Origin of the sequence: Burkholderia sp. Ac-20345 (assembly GCF_017104825.1) — a bacterium.
Classification (GTDB): Bacteria; Pseudomonadota; Gammaproteobacteria; order Burkholderiales; family Burkholderiaceae; genus Burkholderia; species Burkholderia lata_B.
The window spans coordinates 43,583-61,387 of sequence record NZ_JAAGPO010000048.1; the positions used below are offsets into that span (position 1 = coordinate 43,583).

Here is a 17,805-nt window from a genome sequence, read left to right on the forward strand (position 1 = left end):
CGTTCGCGGCGACCGGTAAGACACTCATCGTTCCGGTGTCCGCAAAGCCGACATTCTAAGCGAGAGCGGAAAATCGCACAGCTAAGTTATCCCCTTCATTCTGTGGAAAATCACTGGATAACCAAAATTTTTCGTTGTGCCTGCAATGCCGAACGCCCGCCAAACGGTGCGTATGGGCATTTTCCTGTTCGGATCGGCCATCGGGCCGACCGCAATGATCCACCGGGTTATCCCGCGCACAGATCGTTGACTTTGCAGCGGAATATCAGGTTATCCACAGATTTTCAGGACAACCGGCAACGATTTCGGCCGCAATCGGGGCCGCCGGTCGTTCAGTGAATCGCGACTCGGTCGAGCCCGTAATCTGCAAAACATTTTTTCACTCGCGCCAACGTAAGCACTGCTGGCGGACCGTCTCATTGAGCGATTTTTCCTGTTTGAAAACGGTTCTCAACCACGATGCGTCGTTTACGCGCGCCTTGGCCAGCGCGCCGATCTCGTCGAGCGCCGCCCGCGAGCCAAGCGCGGCCGCATGCGGCGCGATCCGGTCGAGCGTGTCGAGGATGTCTTCGGCGATCGTGCGGCGCTCACCCGTCTGAGGATTCACGCAGGTGCCCTCGAGCCCGAAGCGGCACGCCTCGAAACGGTTGAACGTGTAGACGAGGTAGTCGTCCTCCGACAGCTTCAGCGGCCGGTCGGTCAGCAGGTAGCGCGCGAGCGTCTGGATGTAGCAGGCGATCGCCGCCGCGCGGTCGACCGACAGCGGCGTGTCCATCACGCGCACCTCGATCGTCCCGTAGCCGGGCTTCGGCCGGATGTCCCAGTAGAAGTCCTTCATCGAGTTGACGACGCCGGTGTTCACCATCTTCGTGAAGTACTCCTCGAAGCTGTCCCAGGTCAGCACGAACGGCGCGCGGCCCGACAGCGGGAACGCGAACACCGAATTCAGGCGTGCCGAATGGAAACCGGTGTCGACGTTCTGCACGAACGGCGACGACGCGGACAGCGCGATGAAGTGCGGGATGAAACGCGACATCGAGTGCAGCAGGAACAACGCGCTGTCGGGATCGGGGCAGCCGATGTGCACGTGCTGGCCGAACACGGTGAACTGCTTGGCGAGATAGCCGTACAGCTCGGAGATGTACTGGAAGCGCGGTGCATCGTAGATCTGCCGGTCGCTCCATTGCTGGAATGCATGGGTGCCACCGCCGGCCAGCCCGACGTTGAGCTGGTCGGCCGCCTTCACGAGCACGTCGCGGATCGCGTGCAGCTCGCTCACCGCCTGCTCGTGCGAATGGCAGATGCCGGTCGACAGCTCGATCATGCTCTCGGTGATTTCCGGCGTGATGTTGCCCGGAAAGGTCTCGCCCTGGATCAGGCGCATCAGGTCGGATGCCGCTTTGGTCAGGTCGTAGTTGTGCGTGTTGACGACCTGGATCTCCAGTTCGACACCGAACGTGAACGGCTCGGAATTGACGAAGGTTTCGAGTGCCATGGCAGGTTCCGGAATCAGTTGCTGTCGCTGCGCTCACCGACCGCCGACAGGCAGCGGTAGACGATGAACGGGCTGACGAGCTGCAGGATCACGATCGTGCACATCACGATCGCGCGCAGGTGCGGGTCGAAATTCGGATAGAGCTGGTAGGTGTCGTCGACGAGCAGGTACGACAGCGCGGACATCGGCGTGAGCGCGATGCCGAGTGCGATGCCCTGCTTCATCCCGATGCCGCTCGGCTTCGCGAACGCGACGACGCCGGCCAGCTTCGCGACGAGCCGCGTAATGATCAGCACGATTGCAAGCAGGCCGCCGAGCGCGATATCGCCCCACGTGAACGACGTGAGCGTGAGCACGAACAGGACCACCGTCAGCAGCCAGCCGGCCGTGCCGAAATGCTCGGGCCACAGTTGCGGGCGTGCTTCGAGGTTCTTCACGATGATGCCGGCGAGCAGCAGCGTGAGCAGCGTCGACAGCTTCAGTGCCTGGGCGACGGCGATCGCGAGCATCACGAGCCCGAACAACGCAACGAACGAATGCTCGTCGCGCATCGTCGCGGTCATGTGGCGGAACAGGTAGTTGCACGAACGCGCAACGACATACGCGACGATGAACGAACCGGCGATCAGGTAGAGCGGCTGCAGGATCGTCGCGAACACGTTGCCGTACGCTTCCTGGTGGAGCCAGCTCGTCACGAGCTTGGTCAGCACGATCGCATAGACGCTGTTGAGCGCGGTGAGCGTGATGAGGCGTTGCGACACCTGCCCTTCCGCACGCAGCTCGGTCTTCAGCTGGATCACCATCGACGGCGATGTCGCGATCGCGATCGCCGACAGCACCAGCGCGACCATCCCCGATACGCCGAGCGCGAGCATCACGAACAGCACCAGCACGAACGTCAGCGTGGCTTCGGCCAGGCTCGAAGCGACGAGCCACGGATTGCGCCGGATCCAGCGCAGGTCGAGACGGCTGCCGAGCTCGAACAGCAGCAGGCCGAGCGCGACGTCGATCAGCAGTCGCGAGGTTTCGTCGGTGCTTGCATCGATCACGCCGAATCCGAACGATCCGGCGATGAGACCGATCACCGCATAACCGGTGATGCGAGGCAGGCGCCATGCGCGATAGCACAGCTCGCCACACAGGCCGGCCGCGAACAGCGCGAGCCCGGCCCAGAACACGGCATCCGGCGTGAGCGGCCAGTTGGGCAGGAATGAGAACGCCGACTTCATCGTGGTGACTTCTCCTTTGGAAGCGACCGCCAGCGACGCGGGGTCAAGCGTCAGAAATGGATACGCGCCGGCTGGGTATCGCCCCGAATGTGATTGTTGTGTCGACGACGGCGGGACATGGGATCCGCCTTTTCCGCCACAGGGCGGAAAGTCGTTCAGGTTGCCGATCTGGATTGTCGGCCTGGTGTGTGAACGGACTGCGCAGTCTCGAAGATTCAGATTCGAAATCGTGCCGACCGTTCCATTGAAGCATGTCCGGCGCCTGGCCGGATGAACGCGAAGGAAACCGATTGTGCCACAGCTTTTTCGGTCTGGAACCCATTGAATCGACTCGCGGCGCTGTGCGGCACCGCAGGTCTTTGGTTTCAAAGGTTTACTTGTATATATACGTAGTAGAAGTTAACAAAGGACGCACAGTTCTGTGGATAACTTCAGTTTACGTCGACGGATCAAGGTGTTGAAGCGCCCATAACCCATTGCACAGACTGTTCGTGCACAGAGGTTTGAGTTGAGCAACTTTCGGGCCGTCTCACAGCTGTGCCGAGTTGCTCAGTTTACGTCCACTGTGATTGCACACGAAGTGCGTGCCGATTCCGCGCGGTTATCCACAGCGTCGAGTGGATAACCTTGCGCGAAAAAGTCTGGAAACTGTGAGTGGCTCAGGTGAGCGGTCAGCCGTCCTGGCCGACGCGGCGCGCGCGCAACGCGCGGATCAGGAAGCGTGCGGGATCGACGGCATCGGCGAGTTCGCGCTCGAGCGGCCACGGCTCGCCTTCGAGTTGCGATGCAATTAGTTCGGCGCCGAGTGCGGCCCATACGAGGCCCCGCGAGCCGAAGCCGAATGCGCCGTAGAGCCCGGGCAGGCGCGGCAGGTCGCGCGCTTGCGCACCGCTGAGCGCGCGTGCATTGGCGACGGCGCCTGCTTCGTCCGCGAGCGGGCCGAGCAGCGGCAGGCGGTCGCCGACGACCCAGCGGAACGCGACGCGGCCGCGCAGTGTGTCGGGATCCGGCAGGTTGCCGATCAGGCCCGGTAGCAGATGCCGTACGCGCTCGATATTTTCGAGGTGGCCGGCTGCGCGCATCGCGGGATCGACATCGTCGGGTTCGAACGTCGCGCCGATCAGCAGCGTACCGTCGTCGAGCGGCACCGCGTAACCGTCGCCGATCGTCGGGCACGGCAGCGGCGCCGTGGTGCCAGGTGGCAGCAACGTGAGCTGGCCGCGCACCGGTTGCAGCGCGACATGCTGCAGCCCGGCGAGACGCGCGGCGTCGCCGGCATTCGCGAGCACGACGACGGGCGCTTCGGCCAGCGTGCCGCCCGCGTCGTCGAGCGCATGCCATGCGTCGCCCCGCCGTTCGAGTCGTGCAACGCGGGTGGAAGCGAGCAAGCGCACGCGCTCGCCGGCCGCCGCGTATTGGGCCGCGCAAAGGCCGGCCGGCCAGACGGCGCCGCCGTGCGGAAACAGCAGGCCGCCCTGCGCGACCGGCAGGTTCAGATGGGCGCGCGCGGCATCGGCGTCGAGCAGCGACACATAGTCGGACGGCGCGCCGAACGCATCGAATGCATCGCGCATCCGTGCGAAATCCTCGGCCGATTCCGCGAGATGGATCATCCCGTGCGTGCTGCGCGCGAATGCGTGGCCCGCACGTTCGAGTGCGCGCCAGCGCGCGATCGCGTGCAGGAAGCCGCCGCGCGTGAGCCGGCTCGCGACGTTGTCGTCGCGTGTCATCAGCGGATGGAATACGCCGGCCGGATTGCCCGACGCTTCGCTCGCGATCCGGTCGTGCCGCTCAATCAGCGTGACTTCCCAGCCGCGCGCGGCCATGCGTTCGACGACCGCGCAGCCCGCCAGGCCCGCGCCGATCACGATCGCGCGACGTGTCGCAACAGGCAGTGCGAGCGGCGGCTCGTGCCGGCGCGCGCGCCAGCGCGGCGCATATTCGCCGACGAGCAGATCGTCGACCTCGCGATACGTGAAACCCGATTTGCCGAGTGCGTGTTTCAACACGTCGGAATTCGCATGCGCTGCAAACGTCGCGTGTTCGCCGGCGATTTTCGAGAGCGCGCGAACCACGTCGGTCGATCGGAGATCCGCGTCGCTCGATGATGCGAAGCCGTCGACACAGAACGCGTCGGCGCGCGCAACGATCTTTCCCAGCATGTCGATCGCATCGCCGAACGCGAGCGTGAGCACGACGCGCCCTTCGTCGAATTCGAGCCGGTGCAGGCCCGGCACGAGCATCGGCCACGCGTCGGCAAGCGCATCGACATTCGCCGACATGGTTGTGTCCGCAACGATATGCGAAGCTGCGCGGCGCAGGTCGTCGCGCGAGAACGGATGCGGTTCGACTGCGACAAAATGCAGCCGCTCGCAGCGCGCGGGATCGTCGCGCCACGCGGCCCAGGCCGCGAGGAAGCTGCCGCCCGCGCCGAATCCGGTCGCGACGATCGTGAACGTGCGGCGGCCCTGCCAGCGCGTCGGCAGCCCGTTGCCCGCGACGAACACGCGATGCGCAAGCGCACCTGATGTGCCGCGATGGAGATCGCCGAACTCGGGCGAGACGAGCGTGCCGTCGTCGCGAAGCGCGAATGTGGCGGGAACAAGTCGGTCGGTCATGCGAAACAAAAAACGTGGCAGCCAAGCCTGGCAAGGGATTGCGCGGGGCCGTCCGTCCGGTCGTTGGAAAAAGCCAACGGGGCGGCGCTCGGGCGGACCGCGCTGCGTATCCTGTCCGGTTGGCGCTGGTCAAAAAACGGGCAGTCGATGATTCATTCGGCGAAATACCGATGAAAATCTTTGAAACCCTTGTCGTTATTGGGTTTGCGCTGCGCTATCATAGCAACGCCGTACCGCGGGGTGGCCGCCGGCTAACCGGAAGGCGCGTCGCGCGGGCCAGGATTCGGCGCTGTGTCGTCGGAGTCTGACTCTCGACGGCACGGTTCGCGCACGTATAATCGGCGCGTTCGCGCTGTTCGTGTCAACCTAACCTGATAAAGGAACCTTAATGAACAAACAGGAACTGATCGACGCCGTCGCCGCCCAAACGGGCGCCAGCAAGGCTCAAACCGGCGAAACGCTGGACACGCTGCTCGAAGTCATCAAGAAGGCCGTGTCGAAGGGTGATGCGGTTCAGCTGATCGGCTTCGGCAGCTTCGGTTCGGGCAAGCGCGCAGCACGTACGGGCCGCAACCCGAAGACCGGCGAAACCATCAAGATCCCGGCAGCCAAGACGGTCAAGTTCACGGCTGGCAAGGCGTTCAAGGACGCCGTCAACAAGCGTTAAACCAGCGCCTGTTCCAAGAAAAACCCGCCTTTCGGCGGGTTTTTTGTTGGGCGCGCGCGGCATTTTCGCCACAGTCCGCGCCCCTCTTGCAAGATTTAACGGTTGTTCTTACAACGCGTTACACGTGCACGATCTGCGTGTCGCCGTGATCGTCGTCATCGTGCGAATCGACATCCCACGCCGGGAACGGATCGTCGAACGCATGCCATCCCGCCGCGCCGAGTGCAAATTCCGCATCGGTCAGCAGGCACGCATCGAGCTTCTCGCGCCATGCATCCGCATCGAGCGCGATGCCGATCAGCACGAGTTCCTGCCGGCGATCGCCCACTGCGCGATCGTCGAGATCGCCGTGCCATTCCGCGCGGATTTCACCGAGCAGCTCGTCGTCGTCCGGCCATTCCGCGCGATCCTGCGCAGCCCACCAGAGGCCCGCCGGGCCATGCCGGCATACGCCGCCCGCCTGCGACAGCGAGCCCGCGATGTCGTTGCGCGTCGCAAGCCAGAAGAAGCCCTTGCTGCGCAGCACGCCCGGCCACTCCTGGTGCAGCAGCGCCCAGAGTCGCGCCGGATGAAACGGCCGGCGCGCGCGGTAAACAAAATTGCCGATGCCGAATTCGTCGGCTTCGCCGTGCACGTGCGCATGATGTTCGTCATGGCAGTCCGGGTCGTCGCAATGCGTGTGATCGTGATCGAGCGACGCGAGCCAGCCCGGTGCGTTCGCGGCTTCGTCGAAATCGAAGCGGCCCGTGTTCAGCACTTCATCGAGCGGCACGTTGCCGAACGTCGACACGACCTGGTGCGCGCGCGGATTGAGTCGCGCGAGGATGTGCTGCAGGCGTGCGAGGTCGTCCGCGGCGACGAGGTCGGCCTTGTTGATCACCAGCACGTCGCAGAATTCGATCTGCTCGATCAGCAGCTCGACGAGCGTGCGGTCGTCCTCTTCCGATGCGGCGATTCCGCGCGTCGCGAGCGCGTCGTCCGAGCCGTAGTCGCGCAGGAAGTTGTAGGCGTCGACCACGGTGACGAGCGTGTCGAGCCGCGCGATTGCCGACAGCGACGTGCCGTCGTCGTCGACGAACGTGAAGGTTTCGGCGATCGGCATCGGCTCCGCGATCCCGGTCGATTCGATCATGATCGCGTCGAAGCGGCCTTCGGACGCGAGCGTGCGGATCTCGACGAGCAGGTCGTCGCGCAGCGTGCAGCAGATGCAGCCGTTCGACATCTCGACGAGGCGTTCCTCGACGTGCGACAGCGCCTGCGCGTCGCGCACGAGCGATGCGTCGATGTTGACCGCCGCGAGATCGTTGACGATCACGGCGACTTTCAGGCCCGCGCGGTTCGCGAGGATGTGGTTGAGCAGCGTGGTCTTGCCGGCGCCGAGGAAGCCGGACAGCACGGTGACGGGCAACGGCTGGTTCATTGCCGGATTCATAGCGATATGCACCAACGGAAAAATTGAAAAAGCGGCCGTGGCGCCCTTCCGGGGCGCGATCGTCCCGCGAGCGGGCGAAATTGCGGCGTGAGCCCGCATTGTGCATCAAACGCGCGCCGGCCGGCCGGTACGGCGTCAGGCCGCGCTGCGCCGCCGCGTCATTGCACGGGCGGCAGCAGCTTCCACTGCGTCAGGATGCCGGCGATCTGCCGCGCGTACTTGTCGCGCAGCGACGGGGTTTCCGAATGATAGGCGCCGACCGCCTGCCACGTGTTGCCGTAGCGGTTCATCTTCTGCTTGAGATGCCACGCGGCGATGTAGACGTTCTTGCACGGCTCCATCAGCGTGTCGCGGCCGATCCCGTAGCGCGACAGCGTCGGCAGGTGGATCGAATTGATCTGCATCAGGCCGTAGTCGACCGAGCCGTTCGTGTTCTTGTTCAGCGCGGCGGGGCGGTTGCGCGACTCCTGCCACGCGATCGCGCGCAGGATCAGCGGATTGACCTGCTGATATTTAGCGGCCTCGTCGAAACAGTCCGCGCGAGCGTTCGCGCTGGCGAAACACACGCCGGCGGCGATTAACGCAATCGAAACGAACCGTCTGTTCATGGTGCGAAATCGCGAAGAAAATGCGTGAGGGTCGGGAAAACCCGTGCCTGTTATTCATGCGACAAGAATCGTGCCGCCCGTATCATACCGACAGTCCGTCAGCTTGCGACATACAGGAATACGGCAGCCCGGTTATACCGCATTTCCGTGTCGATTCTTCATGAAACGGGGGCGATGGCCGGCATGCCGAGAATAGCGTCAAAGCTTACATATTGCATACGGCTCGCCCGATACATGTCGTATGTGAGACAGTCCTCGGATCAATGTGATATTTCGGACATGAAAAACTGCTAATGTCGCCTCTTTCGGACTTGGATCCCAGCACTACCGCCGGAAGTGGCCTGAGCCGGCATCGACCCATTCATCCATGACAAGAAATCGCTTCGTTATGCGGCGTGTCGCCACGACCCTGATCGTCGCCGGCATCATCGTCTCGCAGGCCGCCTACGCTCAGGTCACGCTCAACTTCGTGAATGCGGATATCGACCAGGTCGCCAAGGCGATCGGCGCCGCAACCGGCAAGACCATCATCGTCGACCCGCGCGTGAAGGGGCAGCTCAACCTCGTCGCCGAACGGCCGGTGCCGGAAGACCAGGCGCTGAAGACGCTGCAGTCGGCGCTGCGCATGCAGGGCTTCGCGCTCGTGCAGGATCACGGCGTGCTGAAGGTCGTGCCCGAGGCCGACGCGAAACTGCAGGGCGTGCCGACCTACGTCGGCAATGCGCCGCAGGCGCGCGGCGACCAGGTGATCACGCAGGTGTTCGAGCTGCACAACGAATCGGCGAACAACCTGCTGCCCGTGCTGCGGCCGCTGATCTCGCCGAACAACACGGTCACCGCCTACCCGGCGAACAACACGATCGTCGTGACCGACTACGCGGACAACGTGCGGCGCATCGCGCAGATCATCTCGGGCGTGGACAGCGCCGCGGGCGCGCAGGTGCAGGTCGTGCCGCTGCGCAATGCGAACTCGATCGACCTTGCCGCGCAACTGCAGAAAATGCTCGACCCGGGCGCGATCGGCAACAGCGATGCGACGCTGAAGGTGTCGGTCACGGCCGACCCGCGGACCAACTCGCTGATGCTGCGCGCATCGAGCGCGTCGCGCCTTGCGGCCGCGAAGCGGCTCGTGCAGCAGCTCGACGCGCCGAGCGCGGTGCCCGGCAACATGCACGTCGTGCCGCTGCGCAACGCGGACGCGGTGAAGCTCGCGAAGACGCTGCGCGGGATGCTCGGCAAGGGCAGCGGCAGCGACAGCGGCTCGTCGGCGTCGTCCAACGATGCGAACAGCTTCAACCAGAGCGGCGGCTCGTCGTCGAGCGGCAACTTCTCGACCGGCACGTCGGGCACCCCGCCGCTGCCGTCGGGCAGCCTCGGCGGCTCGTCGTCCTCGTCGTACGGCAGCGGTTCGTCGTCCGGCGGCAGCCTCGGCAGCGCCGGCCTGCTCGGCGGCGACAAGGACAAGGGTGACGACAACCAGCCGGGCGGGATGATCCAGGCCGATGCGGCGACCAACTCGCTGATCATCACCGCGTCGGATCCGGTTTACCGGAACCTGCGCTCGGTGATCGACCAGCTCGATGCGCGGCGCGCGCAGGTCTATATCGAAGCGCTGATCGTCGAGCTGAACTCGACGACGCAGGGCAACCTCGGCATCCAGTGGCAGGTGGCGAGCGGCCAGTTCCTCGGCGGCACGAACCTGAACCCCGGGCTGGGCCTGGGCAACAGCATCATCAACCTGACGGCGGGCGGCGTGACCAGCGCCGCAGGCGGCGTCACCGGGGGCGGGCTGGCCAACAATCTCGGGGCGCTGAGCCAAGGGCTCAACATCGGCTGGCTGCACAACATGTTCGGCGTGCAGGGGCTCGGTGCGCTGCTGCAGTATTTCGCGGGTGTGAGCGACGCGAACGTGCTGTCGACGCCGAACCTGGTCACGCTCGACAATGAGGAAGCGAAGATCGTCGTCGGCCAGAACGTGCCGATCGCGACCGGCTCGTATTCGAACCTGACGAGCGGCACGACGAGCAATGCGTTCAATACCTACGACCGTCGCGACGTCGGCCTGACGCTGCACGTGAAGCCGCAGATCACCGAAGGCGGGATCCTGAAGCTGCAGCTCTACACGGAAGATTCGGCGGTCGTCAGCGGCACGACGAATGCGCAGACCGGCCCGACCTTCACGAAGCGCTCGATCCAGTCGACGATTCTCGCGGACAACGGCGAGATCATCGTGCTTGGCGGCTTGATGCAGGACAACTACCAGGTGTCGAACAGCAAGGTGCCGTTGCTCGGCGACATTCCGTGGATCGGCCAGCTGTTCCGTTCGGAATCGAAGGTGCGCCAGAAGACCAACCTGATGGTGTTCCTGCGCCCCGTGATCATCTCCGATCGCAGCACCGCGCAGGAAGTCACGTCCAACCGCTACGACTACATCCAGGGCGTAACGGGTGCATACAAGTCGGACAACAACGTGATCCGCGACAAGGACGATCCGGTCGTCCCGCCGATGCCGATCGGCCCGAGCCAGGGCGGCACGGCCGCGGGCAACCTGTTCGATCTCGACAAGATGCGTCGCCAGCAGCTGCAGCGCCAGGTCGTGCCCGTGCCGGCCCAGCCGTTGCCGGAAGCGACGCCCGCGCAGCCGCAGAGCGTGCCGCAGCAGACGGTACCGCAACGGCCGCTGACGGCCACGCCGGGAGCGTCGCAGTGAGCGACGTGCTCGCGTCTTCCGCCCACGACGGCGCGCCGGGCGAACGGCAGCCGCCGTCGCCGCTCGCCGCGCGCCTGTTGCCGTACGGCTTCGCGAAGAGCGGCCAGGTGCTGATCGCGCATCAGCTCGACGACACGCTCGAGGTGTGGATCAGCGAACGCACGAGCGACGCCGCGCTTGCGGAGATCGCGCGCAACTTCGGCTCGATCTCCGTGCATCGCGTGCCGGCCGACGAGCTCGTGCAGGCAATCAACCATGCGTACGCGCGCCAGGACGGCAGCGCCGCGCAGGTGGTCGGCGAGGTCGAAGGCGAAGTCGACCTGTCGCGGCTGATGCAGGACATCCCCGAAGTCGAGGATCTGCTCGAATCGGAAGACGATGCACCGATCATCCGGATGATCAACGCGCTGCTCACGCAAGCGGCGCGTGAACAGGCATCGGACATTCACATCGAGCCGTTCGAGAACGCATCGGTCGTGCGCTTTCGCGTCGACGGCACGCTGCGCGACGTCGTGCGGCCGAAGAAGGCGCTGCACGGCGCGCTGATCTCGCGGATCAAGATCATGGCGCAGCTCGACATCGCGGAGAAGCGCCTGCCGCAGGACGGCCGCATCACGCTGCGCGTCGGCGGCCGGCCGGTCGATGTGCGGGTGTCGACGCTGCCGACCGGGCACGGCGAGCGTGCGGTGCTGCGTCTGCTGGAAAAGGATGCGCAGCGCCTGAACCTCGAGGCCCTCGGGATGGGCCGCGACACGCTCGTGCAATTCGACAAGCTGATCGCGCGACCGCACGGCATCGTGCTCGTCACGGGCCCGACGGGTTCGGGCAAGACGACCACGCTGTATGCGTCGATGTCGCGGCTCGAAACCGCGACGACCAACATCATGACCGTCGAGGACCCGATCGAATACGACCTCGGCGGCATCGGCCAGACGCAGGTGAACGAGCGGATCGGGATGACCTTTGCCCGTGCGCTGCGTTCGATCCTGCGCCAGGACCCGGACGTGATCATGATCGGCGAAATCCGCGACCTCGAAACCGCGCAGATCGCGGTGCAGGCATCGCTGACGGGCCACCTCGTGCTCGCGACGCTGCACACGAACGATGCGGCGTCGGCCGTCACGCGTCTGACCGACATGGGCGTCGAGCCCTACCTGCTTGCGTCGTCGCTGCTCGGCGTGCTCGCGCAGCGGCTCGTGCGGCAGCTCTGCCCCGTCTGCAAGGAAGAGCGCCAGGAAGAAGGCCGCACCGTGTGGCATCCGGTCGGCTGCGACAAGTGCGGGCATTCGGGTTATTCGGGCCGGCGCGGTGTGTACGAACTGCTGCTGGTCGACGAGTCGATCCGCTCGCTGATCCACCGCAACGCGGCCGACGCGGAGATTCTTGCCGCCGGCCGTGCGGAAGGGATGCGCACGCTGCGCGACGACGCCGAGCGCTGGCTCGCGTCCGGCGCGACGTCACTCGAGGAAGTGCTGCGCGTGACGGGAGGCGCATAGCGCGATGCCGGCATTCCGTTTCGAAGCAATCGATGCGGCGGGCCGCGCGCAGAAAGGCGTCATCGATGCCGACAGCGCGCGTGCCGCGCGCGGCCAGCTGCGCACGCAGGGTCTTACGCCGCTCGTCGTCGAGCCGGCCGCCAGCGCGACGCGCGGGGCGCGGTCGCAGCGGCTCGCGTTCGGCCGCAAGCTGTCGCAGCGCGAACAGGCGATCCTCACGCGCCAGCTCGCGAGCCTGCTGATCGCGGGGCTGCCGCTCGACGAGGCGCTCGGCGTGCTGACCGAGCAGGCCGAGCGCGACTACATCCGCGAACTGATGGCCGCGATCCGCGCCGAGGTGCTCGGCGGCCATTCGCTCGCGAATGCGCTGGGCCAGCATCCGCGCGACTTCCCGGAAATCTACCGTGCGCTCGTCGCGGCGGGCGAGCACACCGGCAAGCTCGGCATCGTGCTGTCGCGCCTGGCCGACTACATCGAGCAGAGCAACGCGCTGAAGCAGAAGATCCTGCTTGCGTTCACGTATCCAGGGATCGTCACGCTGATCGCATTCGGCATCGTCACGTTCCTGCTGAGCTACGTCGTGCCGCAGGTCGTCAACGTGTTCGCGAGCACGAAGCAGCAGCTGCCCGTGCTGACGATCGTGATGATGGCACTGTCGGATTTCGTGCGGCACTGGTGGTGGGCGATCCTGATCGCGGTCGTGCTCATCGTGTGGTTCGTGAAGGCGACGCTGTCGCGCGACGGGCCGCGCCTCGCGTTCGACCGCTGGGTGCTGACCGCGCCGCTCGCGGGCAAGCTCGTGCGCGGCTACAACACGGTGCGCTTCGCGAGCACGCTCGGCATCCTCACCGCGGCGGGCGTGCCGATCCTGCGCGCGTTGCAGGCGGCCGGCGAGACGCTGTCGAACCGCGCGATGCGCGCGAACATCGACGACGCGATCGTACGCGTGCGCGAAGGCTCCGCGCTGTCGCGCGCGCTGAACAACGTGAAGACGTTTCCGCCGGTGCTCGTGCACCTGATCCGTTCAGGCGAAGCGACGGGTGACGTGACGACGATGCTGGATCGCGCGGCCGAAGGTGAGGCGCGCGAGCTCGAGCGTCGCACGATGTTCCTGACGAGCCTGCTCGAGCCGCTGTTGATCCTGGCGATGGGCGGCATCGTGCTCGTGATCGTGCTGGCCGTGATGCTGCCGATCATCGAGCTGAACAACATGGTGCAGTGACGGCCTGACCGTTGGTCGGGCCGTCGCCTTCTGCTTTAGCGCACGTAGATCGCCGGGGACGGCGTGTTGGCGGGAAGCTGGACTTCGGTGCGGGCACCGTTGCGCTCGACGATGATCGAGCGGGGGCGGACTTCGGCGAGCTTCGCGCCGGACGTGACGTCCGCGCCGAGCGACACGGCGCGCGGCGGTTCGCCACCGATACCGACGATCGCGGCACCGCCGTGGTCGAGCGCAAGGATGCCGAACAGGTGGATGTCCTGCACGGGATTCTTGTCGAGCTGACCGCCGAAGAGCGCCGCGGCGTCCTCGGTGCGGATCGGCAGCCGCGCGGCGGCGGCGGGCAGCGGCGCTTCGCGGGCTGACAGCGTGACGACCCAGTAGGTGGCCGTCGCGCACAAACCCGCGAAGAGGGCTAGGGAGAGGATCCGGATCGAGAGCGCGTTCATGCGCGCTATTGTACGGATGTATGTGAAATTTGCGTTGGGTGAAAGCCCTCGGCAATGCGCGCCTTACAATGCGTGCTCCGCGCCCGCGGGTTCGGAAGGTTGCCGTCAGGCAATCGTCCGGTGCGCCGGGTGCGTCACTCAACCAACGACATTTTTTGGAAAGAGGTAGTCAGTCATGCAAACGTGGATCACTCGCCGCAACGCGGCCGTGCGTCGTCAGCGCGGTTTCACGCTGATCGAGATCATGGTGGTGGTCGCGATCCTCGGGATCCTGGCGGCGCTGATCGTGCCGAAGATCATGAGCCGTCCGGACGAGGCACGCCGCATCGCCGCGAAGCAGGACATCGGCACGATCATGCAGGCGCTCAAGCTGTACCGTCTCGACAACGGCCGCTACCCGACCCAGGATCAGGGCCTGAACGCGCTGATCCAGAAGCCGTCCACCGATCCGATCCCGAACAACTGGAAGGACGGCGGCTATCTCGAGCGCCTGCCGAACGATCCGTGGGGCAACGGGTACAAGTACCTGAACCCGGGCGTGCACGGCGAGATCGACGTGTTCAGCTACGGCGCCGACGGCAAGGAAGGCGGCGAAGGCAACGACACCGACATCGGTTCGTGGCAATAAGCGCTCACTGACCGGCCCGACGCTTCGTTCCCGTTCTTCATGCTCGCCATTCGCACGACCTTCCGCTGCGGCCGCGATCGCCGTGTGCGTCGCGGCGCGGCTTCGTCCGTGCCGGCGCGGGCCGACGGCGGGCAGGCGTTGCACGGTGCGCGGCGTCATCGCGCGCGCGGCTTCACGCTACTCGAAATGCTGGTCGTGCTCGTGATCGCGGGGCTGCTCGTGTCGCTCGCGTCGCTGTCGCTCACGCGCAATCCGCGCACCGACCTGCGCGAGGAAGCGCAGCGCATCGCGCTGCTGTTCGAGACGGCCGGCGACGAAGCGCAGGTGCGTGCCCGGCCGATCGCGTGGCTGCCGACTGCGCACGGCTTTCGTTTCGACGTGAGCTCGCCCGACGGCTGGCGCACACTGCGCGACGACCTGCTGCGCCCGCGCGACTGGGACGGTGGCGTCACGGGCGCCGACATCGACTATCCGGGGTCCGACACGCATGCGAATCGTGTGGTGTTCGGTACCGAGAGCATCGACACGCCGGTGCGCGTGACGCTGCATTCGGCCGTCGGCAGCGCGACGATCGTCGGCACCGGCAACGGCCGCTACGAGGTGCAATGACGATGCGTCGTCGCCTGCCCTCTTCTGTTTCCTCATCGCGCCCCTCAAGGGGACTTCCTTCGGGCCGTGGTTTCACGATGATCGAAGTGCTGGTCGCGCTCGCGATCATCGCGGTCGCGCTCGCCGCGTCGATCCGTGCGGTCGGCACGATGGCGACCAACGCGTCCGATCTTCATCGCCGGCTGCTCGCCGGCTGGAGCGCCGACAACGCGCTCGCGCAGATACGGCTCACGCATGCGTGGCCGGAAATCGGCGAACAGAGTTTCGACTGCTCGCAAGGCAACGTGCAGCTCGTCTGCACGCAGCGCGTGAGCACCACGCCCAACCCGGTGTTCCGGCGCGTCCGGATTTCGGTGAGCATGCCCGGGCGGTCCGGTGTGCTCGCGCAGATGGTGACGGTGGTCGCGAATGAAACCAGCCGTCCGCTCTGATTCGCCGATGCGACGCCCGCTCGCCCGCCCCGCCCGCGGCTTCACGCTGATCGAGCTGATGATCGCGATCGCGATCCTCGCGGTGGTCGCGATCCTCGCGTGGCGCGGGCTCGACCAGATCATGCGCGGTCGCGACAAGGTCGCGGCCGCGATGGAAGACGAGCGCGTGTTCGCGCAGATGTTCGACCAGATGCGCATCGACGCGCGGCTCGCCGCGACCGACGACGAGGCCGGCCAACCGGCGATCGGTGTCGCCGGCAATACGCTGCAGATCGTCCGCGAACTCGAGGTGCCGGGCGCCGCGCCGCGGCTGCAGGTGGTCCGCTACCGGATCGCCGGCGGGCGCGTCGTGCGCTATGCGTCGCCGCCGATCGACGACGCGAACCGGCTGCGCAGCATGCTGAAGGACAGCAGTGTCGAAGGCTGGAACTGGGTCGCGCTGATGGGCGGCGTCGGCGCGATCGACGCGAAGCTGTACGTGCCGCGCGTGGGCTGGACCACCAACCTGCAGACGGCCGACGAAGCGCTTGCCCAGAACAACGATGCACTCAAGGTGCCGCAGATCGGCAACGCGCCGCCTGCGCGCGCGGTGACGGGGCTGCAGGTCAGCATCGGTGCGACGTCGCTGCGCGTGCCGGTCACGCGCATCTTCCTCGTCGGGGAATGACGATGCGCGCGCGCCCTCACCGCTCATGGCTTGCCGCCCGTGCCGCCGGTCGCGCACGGGCACGCGGCCGCCAGCGCGGCGCGGCGATCATCACCGCGCTGCTCGTCGTCGCGCTGTCGGCGATCCTCGTCTCGGGGATGCTGTGGCGCCAGCAGGTACAGATTCGCCGCATCGAGAACCAGCGCGTGATCGCGCAGGCGCAGTGGGTCGCGCGCGGCGCGCTCGACTGGACGCGGATGATCCTGCGCTCCGAAGGCGACACGGCGCCCGGCATCACGTATCTCGGCGGGATCTGGGGCGTGCCGATCGCGAAGACGAAGCTGTCGGACTTCCTCGGCCGGATCGGCGCGCCCAACGACAACGGCGGCGAAGACACCTATATCTCCGGCTCGATCGAGGACGCCCAGGCGAAGTTCAACCTGCGCAACCTCGTGGCGTCGCCGGCGCCCGGCGTGCTGCAGTTGAACGTCACGCAGGTCCAGGCGTTCCAGCGCCTGCTGACGACGCTCGGCTACGACGGCGCGTTGGCGAAGCGCATCGCGTTGCAGGTGCGCGCGAGCCTGCTGAATTCGGCGACGCGTTTCCAGATGCCGACGCTGCCGGGTGGCGGCACGGCGCCGCCGGTCACCGCGCCGGTGACAACCGATCAGCAGGGTGGCGGCGGCTTCACCGACGATCCCGGCATGACGGGCGGCGACCGCGGGCCCGCGCCGCTGATGATGACGGGCGTCGACAGCCTGCTCGACATCGACGGCGTGACGCCCGAGATGGTCGCGCGGCTGCGCCCGTTCGTCACCGTGCTGCCGACCACGACGCCCGTGAACATGAACACCGCGCCGGCCGAGGTGATCGCGGCGCTGATGCCGGGGATGAGCGTATCGTCCGCGCAGGCGCTCGTGTCGCGTCGCGAGACCGTGTTTTTCCGCAACGTCGGCGACGTGCAGCTCGCGCTGCGCGGCGCCGGTGCGCCGAACGTGACGCTCGACTCGAGCGTCATCGACGTCAATTCGAGCTATTTCATCGTGCATGGCCGGATCCAGCACGACCGCGCGGAGGTCGATCGCACCTCGCTCGTGTATCGTGATCCGACCACGCACTCGACACGGGTCGTGCGCATCCGCGACCAGCTATAACGACGCCAATCGGGAGAGGAGCTCTTGTGAGCACGTTGATTGTTTCTTTGCCGCCGCGCGAGCCTGCCGTGCCGTTGCAGGAATGGCAGTGGCCCGAGCTGCCGTTCACGCTCATCGACAAGGCCGGCCATGTGCAGCGTGCCGGCCGCGCCGCGCTCGCGCTGCTGCCGCGCGCGAATGCGACGGTGCTGATCGTCGCCGCGCGCGACGTGCTGCTGCTGGCCGCGACCGTGCCGCCGCTGAAGGGGCCGAAGCTGCGCCAGGCGCTGCCCAACATCGTCGAGGATCAGCTGATCCAGGATCCGCTCGGCTGCCATATCGCGCTCGATCCGGACGCGCTGCCCGACGGGCGCCGCGTGCTGGCCGTCGTCGATCGCGCGTGGTTCCGCACGATCTGCGACGCGTTCACGGCGG

The 17,805-nt window shown here is 66.2% G+C and carries 16 protein-coding genes; 10 read left to right on the forward strand and 6 right to left on the reverse strand.

Features of this window, described 5'->3' with window-relative positions:
• Positions 1–379: 379 nt before the first annotated feature.
• The 3 genes from G3O06_RS18970 to mnmC all read right to left on the reverse strand — a co-directional run bounded on the left by G3O06_RS18970 (position 380) and on the right by mnmC (position 5,342).
• Positions 380–1,495 carry a YbdK family carboxylate-amine ligase gene (locus G3O06_RS18970; RefSeq protein ID WP_006490006.1) on the reverse strand — a complete coding sequence of 372 codons (1,116 nt, stop codon included), beginning with the start codon at positions 1,493–1,495 and terminating at the stop codon, positions 380–382.
• A gap of 14 nt (positions 1,496–1,509) precedes the next feature.
• A complete protein-coding gene (locus G3O06_RS18975; RefSeq protein WP_174985728.1) occupies positions 1,510–2,724 on the reverse strand; it encodes a cation:proton antiporter in 1,215 nt (404 codons plus the stop codon).
• Positions 2,725–3,395: 671 nt separating this feature from the next.
• Entirely contained in the window at positions 3,396–5,342 is a 1,947-nt protein-coding gene (gene mnmC, locus G3O06_RS18980) for a bifunctional tRNA (5-methylaminomethyl-2-thiouridine)(34)-methyltransferase MnmD/FAD-dependent 5-carboxymethylaminomethyl-2-thiouridine(34) oxidoreductase MnmC (RefSeq protein WP_205817103.1), read from the reverse strand.
• A gap of 388 nt (positions 5,343–5,730) precedes the next feature.
• On the opposite strand from mnmC, the gene G3O06_RS18985 reads away from it, so the two are divergent.
• On the forward strand, positions 5,731–6,009 hold the full coding sequence (locus G3O06_RS18985; RefSeq protein ID WP_006401505.1) for an HU family DNA-binding protein: 279 nt from the start codon (positions 5,731–5,733) through the stop codon (positions 6,007–6,009).
• Positions 6,010–6,127: 118 nt separating this feature from the next.
• Here G3O06_RS18985 and G3O06_RS18990 read toward each other — a convergent pair whose 3' ends face one another.
• Both G3O06_RS18990 and G3O06_RS18995 read right to left on the reverse strand, forming a co-directional pair.
• Entirely contained in the window at positions 6,128–7,441 is a 1,314-nt protein-coding gene (locus G3O06_RS18990; protein WP_174917310.1) for a GTP-binding protein, read from the reverse strand.
• 158 nt (positions 7,442–7,599) lie between these two features.
• Positions 7,600–8,049, reverse strand: a complete 450-nt coding sequence (locus G3O06_RS18995) for a lytic transglycosylase domain-containing protein (RefSeq protein ID WP_174917311.1) — start codon at positions 8,047–8,049, stop codon at positions 7,600–7,602.
• Between the two features lie 367 nt (positions 8,050–8,416).
• On the opposite strand from G3O06_RS18995, the gene gspD reads away from it, so the two are divergent.
• The 3 genes from gspD to gspF are packed head-to-tail and all read left to right on the forward strand — an operon-like array spanning position 8,417 to position 13,477.
• A complete protein-coding gene (gspD, locus tag G3O06_RS19000; protein ID WP_205817104.1) occupies positions 8,417–10,759 on the forward strand; it encodes a type II secretion system secretin GspD in 2,343 nt (780 codons plus the stop codon).
• The gene (gspE, locus tag G3O06_RS19005; protein WP_174917313.1) at positions 10,756–12,255 is read left to right on the forward strand and encodes a type II secretion system ATPase GspE; all 1,500 of its coding nucleotides are present in this window, start codon (positions 10,756–10,758) and stop codon (positions 12,253–12,255) included. The genes gspD and gspE overlap by 4 nt, the downstream gene beginning before the upstream one ends.
• A 4-nt stretch (positions 12,256–12,259) precedes the next feature.
• On the forward strand, positions 12,260–13,477 hold the full coding sequence (gspF, locus tag G3O06_RS19010; protein WP_205817105.1) for a type II secretion system inner membrane protein GspF: 1,218 nt from the start codon (positions 12,260–12,262) through the stop codon (positions 13,475–13,477).
• 35 nt (positions 13,478–13,512) lie between these two features.
• Here the strand turns inward: gspF and G3O06_RS19015 are convergent, their stop codons facing one another.
• Positions 13,513–13,923, reverse strand: a complete 411-nt coding sequence (locus G3O06_RS19015) for a general secretion pathway protein GspC (protein ID WP_085041256.1) — start codon at positions 13,921–13,923, stop codon at positions 13,513–13,515.
• 175 nt (positions 13,924–14,098) lie between these two features.
• Here G3O06_RS19015 and gspG point away from each other — a divergent pair, with 175 nt between their 5' ends.
• From gspG to gspL, 6 genes are all read left to right on the forward strand, one after another.
• Positions 14,099–14,551 (forward strand): type II secretion system major pseudopilin GspG, encoded by a 453-nt coding sequence (gene gspG / locus G3O06_RS19020; protein ID WP_011350483.1) that lies wholly within the window; start codon positions 14,099–14,101, stop codon positions 14,549–14,551.
• Positions 14,552–14,590: 39 nt separating this feature from the next.
• Positions 14,591–15,160 (forward strand): GspH/FimT family pseudopilin, encoded by a 570-nt coding sequence (locus G3O06_RS19025; protein WP_174970694.1) that lies wholly within the window; start codon positions 14,591–14,593, stop codon positions 15,158–15,160.
• A gap of 2 nt (positions 15,161–15,162) precedes the next feature.
• Positions 15,163–15,591: a type II secretion system minor pseudopilin GspI gene (gspI, locus tag G3O06_RS19030; protein ID WP_277403735.1), complete on the forward strand. Its 429-nt coding sequence runs from the start codon at positions 15,163–15,165 to the stop codon at positions 15,589–15,591.
• 7 nt (positions 15,592–15,598) lie between these two features.
• The gene (locus tag G3O06_RS19035) at positions 15,599–16,258 is read left to right on the forward strand and encodes a prepilin-type N-terminal cleavage/methylation domain-containing protein (protein ID WP_174917317.1); all 660 of its coding nucleotides are present in this window, start codon (positions 15,599–15,601) and stop codon (positions 16,256–16,258) included.
• A gap of 2 nt (positions 16,259–16,260) precedes the next feature.
• Complete coding sequence (gene gspK / locus G3O06_RS19040) at positions 16,261–17,391, forward strand: type II secretion system minor pseudopilin GspK (protein WP_174970697.1); 1,131 nt, start codon at positions 16,261–16,263, stop codon at positions 17,389–17,391.
• 26 nt (positions 17,392–17,417) lie between these two features.
• The coding region (gene gspL, locus G3O06_RS19045; protein WP_346779537.1) for a type II secretion system protein GspL at positions 17,418–17,805 on the forward strand (388 nt) is incomplete at its 3' end.

Coding starts and splice junctions, on each gene's coding strand:
- G3O06_RS18970 (WP_006490006.1), bottom strand. CDS start 1,495: ATGGCACTCGAAACCTTCGTCAATTCCGAGCCGTTCACGTTCGGTGTC.
- G3O06_RS18975 (WP_174985728.1), bottom strand. CDS start 2,724: ATGAAGTCGGCGTTCTCATTCCTGCCCAACTGGCCGCTCACGCCGGAT.
- mnmC (WP_205817103.1), bottom strand. CDS start 5,342: ATGACCGACCGACTTGTTCCCGCCACATTCGCGCTTCGCGACGACGGC.
- G3O06_RS18985 (WP_006401505.1), top strand. CDS start 5,731: ATGAACAAACAGGAACTGATCGACGCCGTCGCCGCCCAAACGGGCGCC.
- G3O06_RS18990 (WP_174917310.1), bottom strand. CDS start 7,441: ATGAATCCGGCAATGAACCAGCCGTTGCCCGTCACCGTGCTGTCCGGC.
- G3O06_RS18995 (WP_174917311.1), bottom strand. CDS start 8,049: ATGAACAGACGGTTCGTTTCGATTGCGTTAATCGCCGCCGGCGTGTGT.
- gspD (WP_205817104.1), top strand. CDS start 8,417: ATGACAAGAAATCGCTTCGTTATGCGGCGTGTCGCCACGACCCTGATC.
- gspF (WP_205817105.1), top strand. CDS start 12,260: ATGCCGGCATTCCGTTTCGAAGCAATCGATGCGGCGGGCCGCGCGCAG.
- G3O06_RS19015 (WP_085041256.1), bottom strand. CDS start 13,923: ATGAACGCGCTCTCGATCCGGATCCTCTCCCTAGCCCTCTTCGCGGGT.
- gspG (WP_011350483.1), top strand. CDS start 14,099: ATGCAAACGTGGATCACTCGCCGCAACGCGGCCGTGCGTCGTCAGCGC.
- G3O06_RS19025 (WP_174970694.1), top strand. CDS start 14,591: ATGCTCGCCATTCGCACGACCTTCCGCTGCGGCCGCGATCGCCGTGTG.
- gspI (WP_277403735.1), top strand. CDS start 15,163: ATGCGTCGTCGCCTGCCCTCTTCTGTTTCCTCATCGCGCCCCTCAAGG.
- G3O06_RS19035 (WP_174917317.1), top strand. CDS start 15,599: ATGCGACGCCCGCTCGCCCGCCCCGCCCGCGGCTTCACGCTGATCGAG.
- gspK (WP_174970697.1), top strand. CDS start 16,261: ATGCGCGCGCGCCCTCACCGCTCATGGCTTGCCGCCCGTGCCGCCGGT.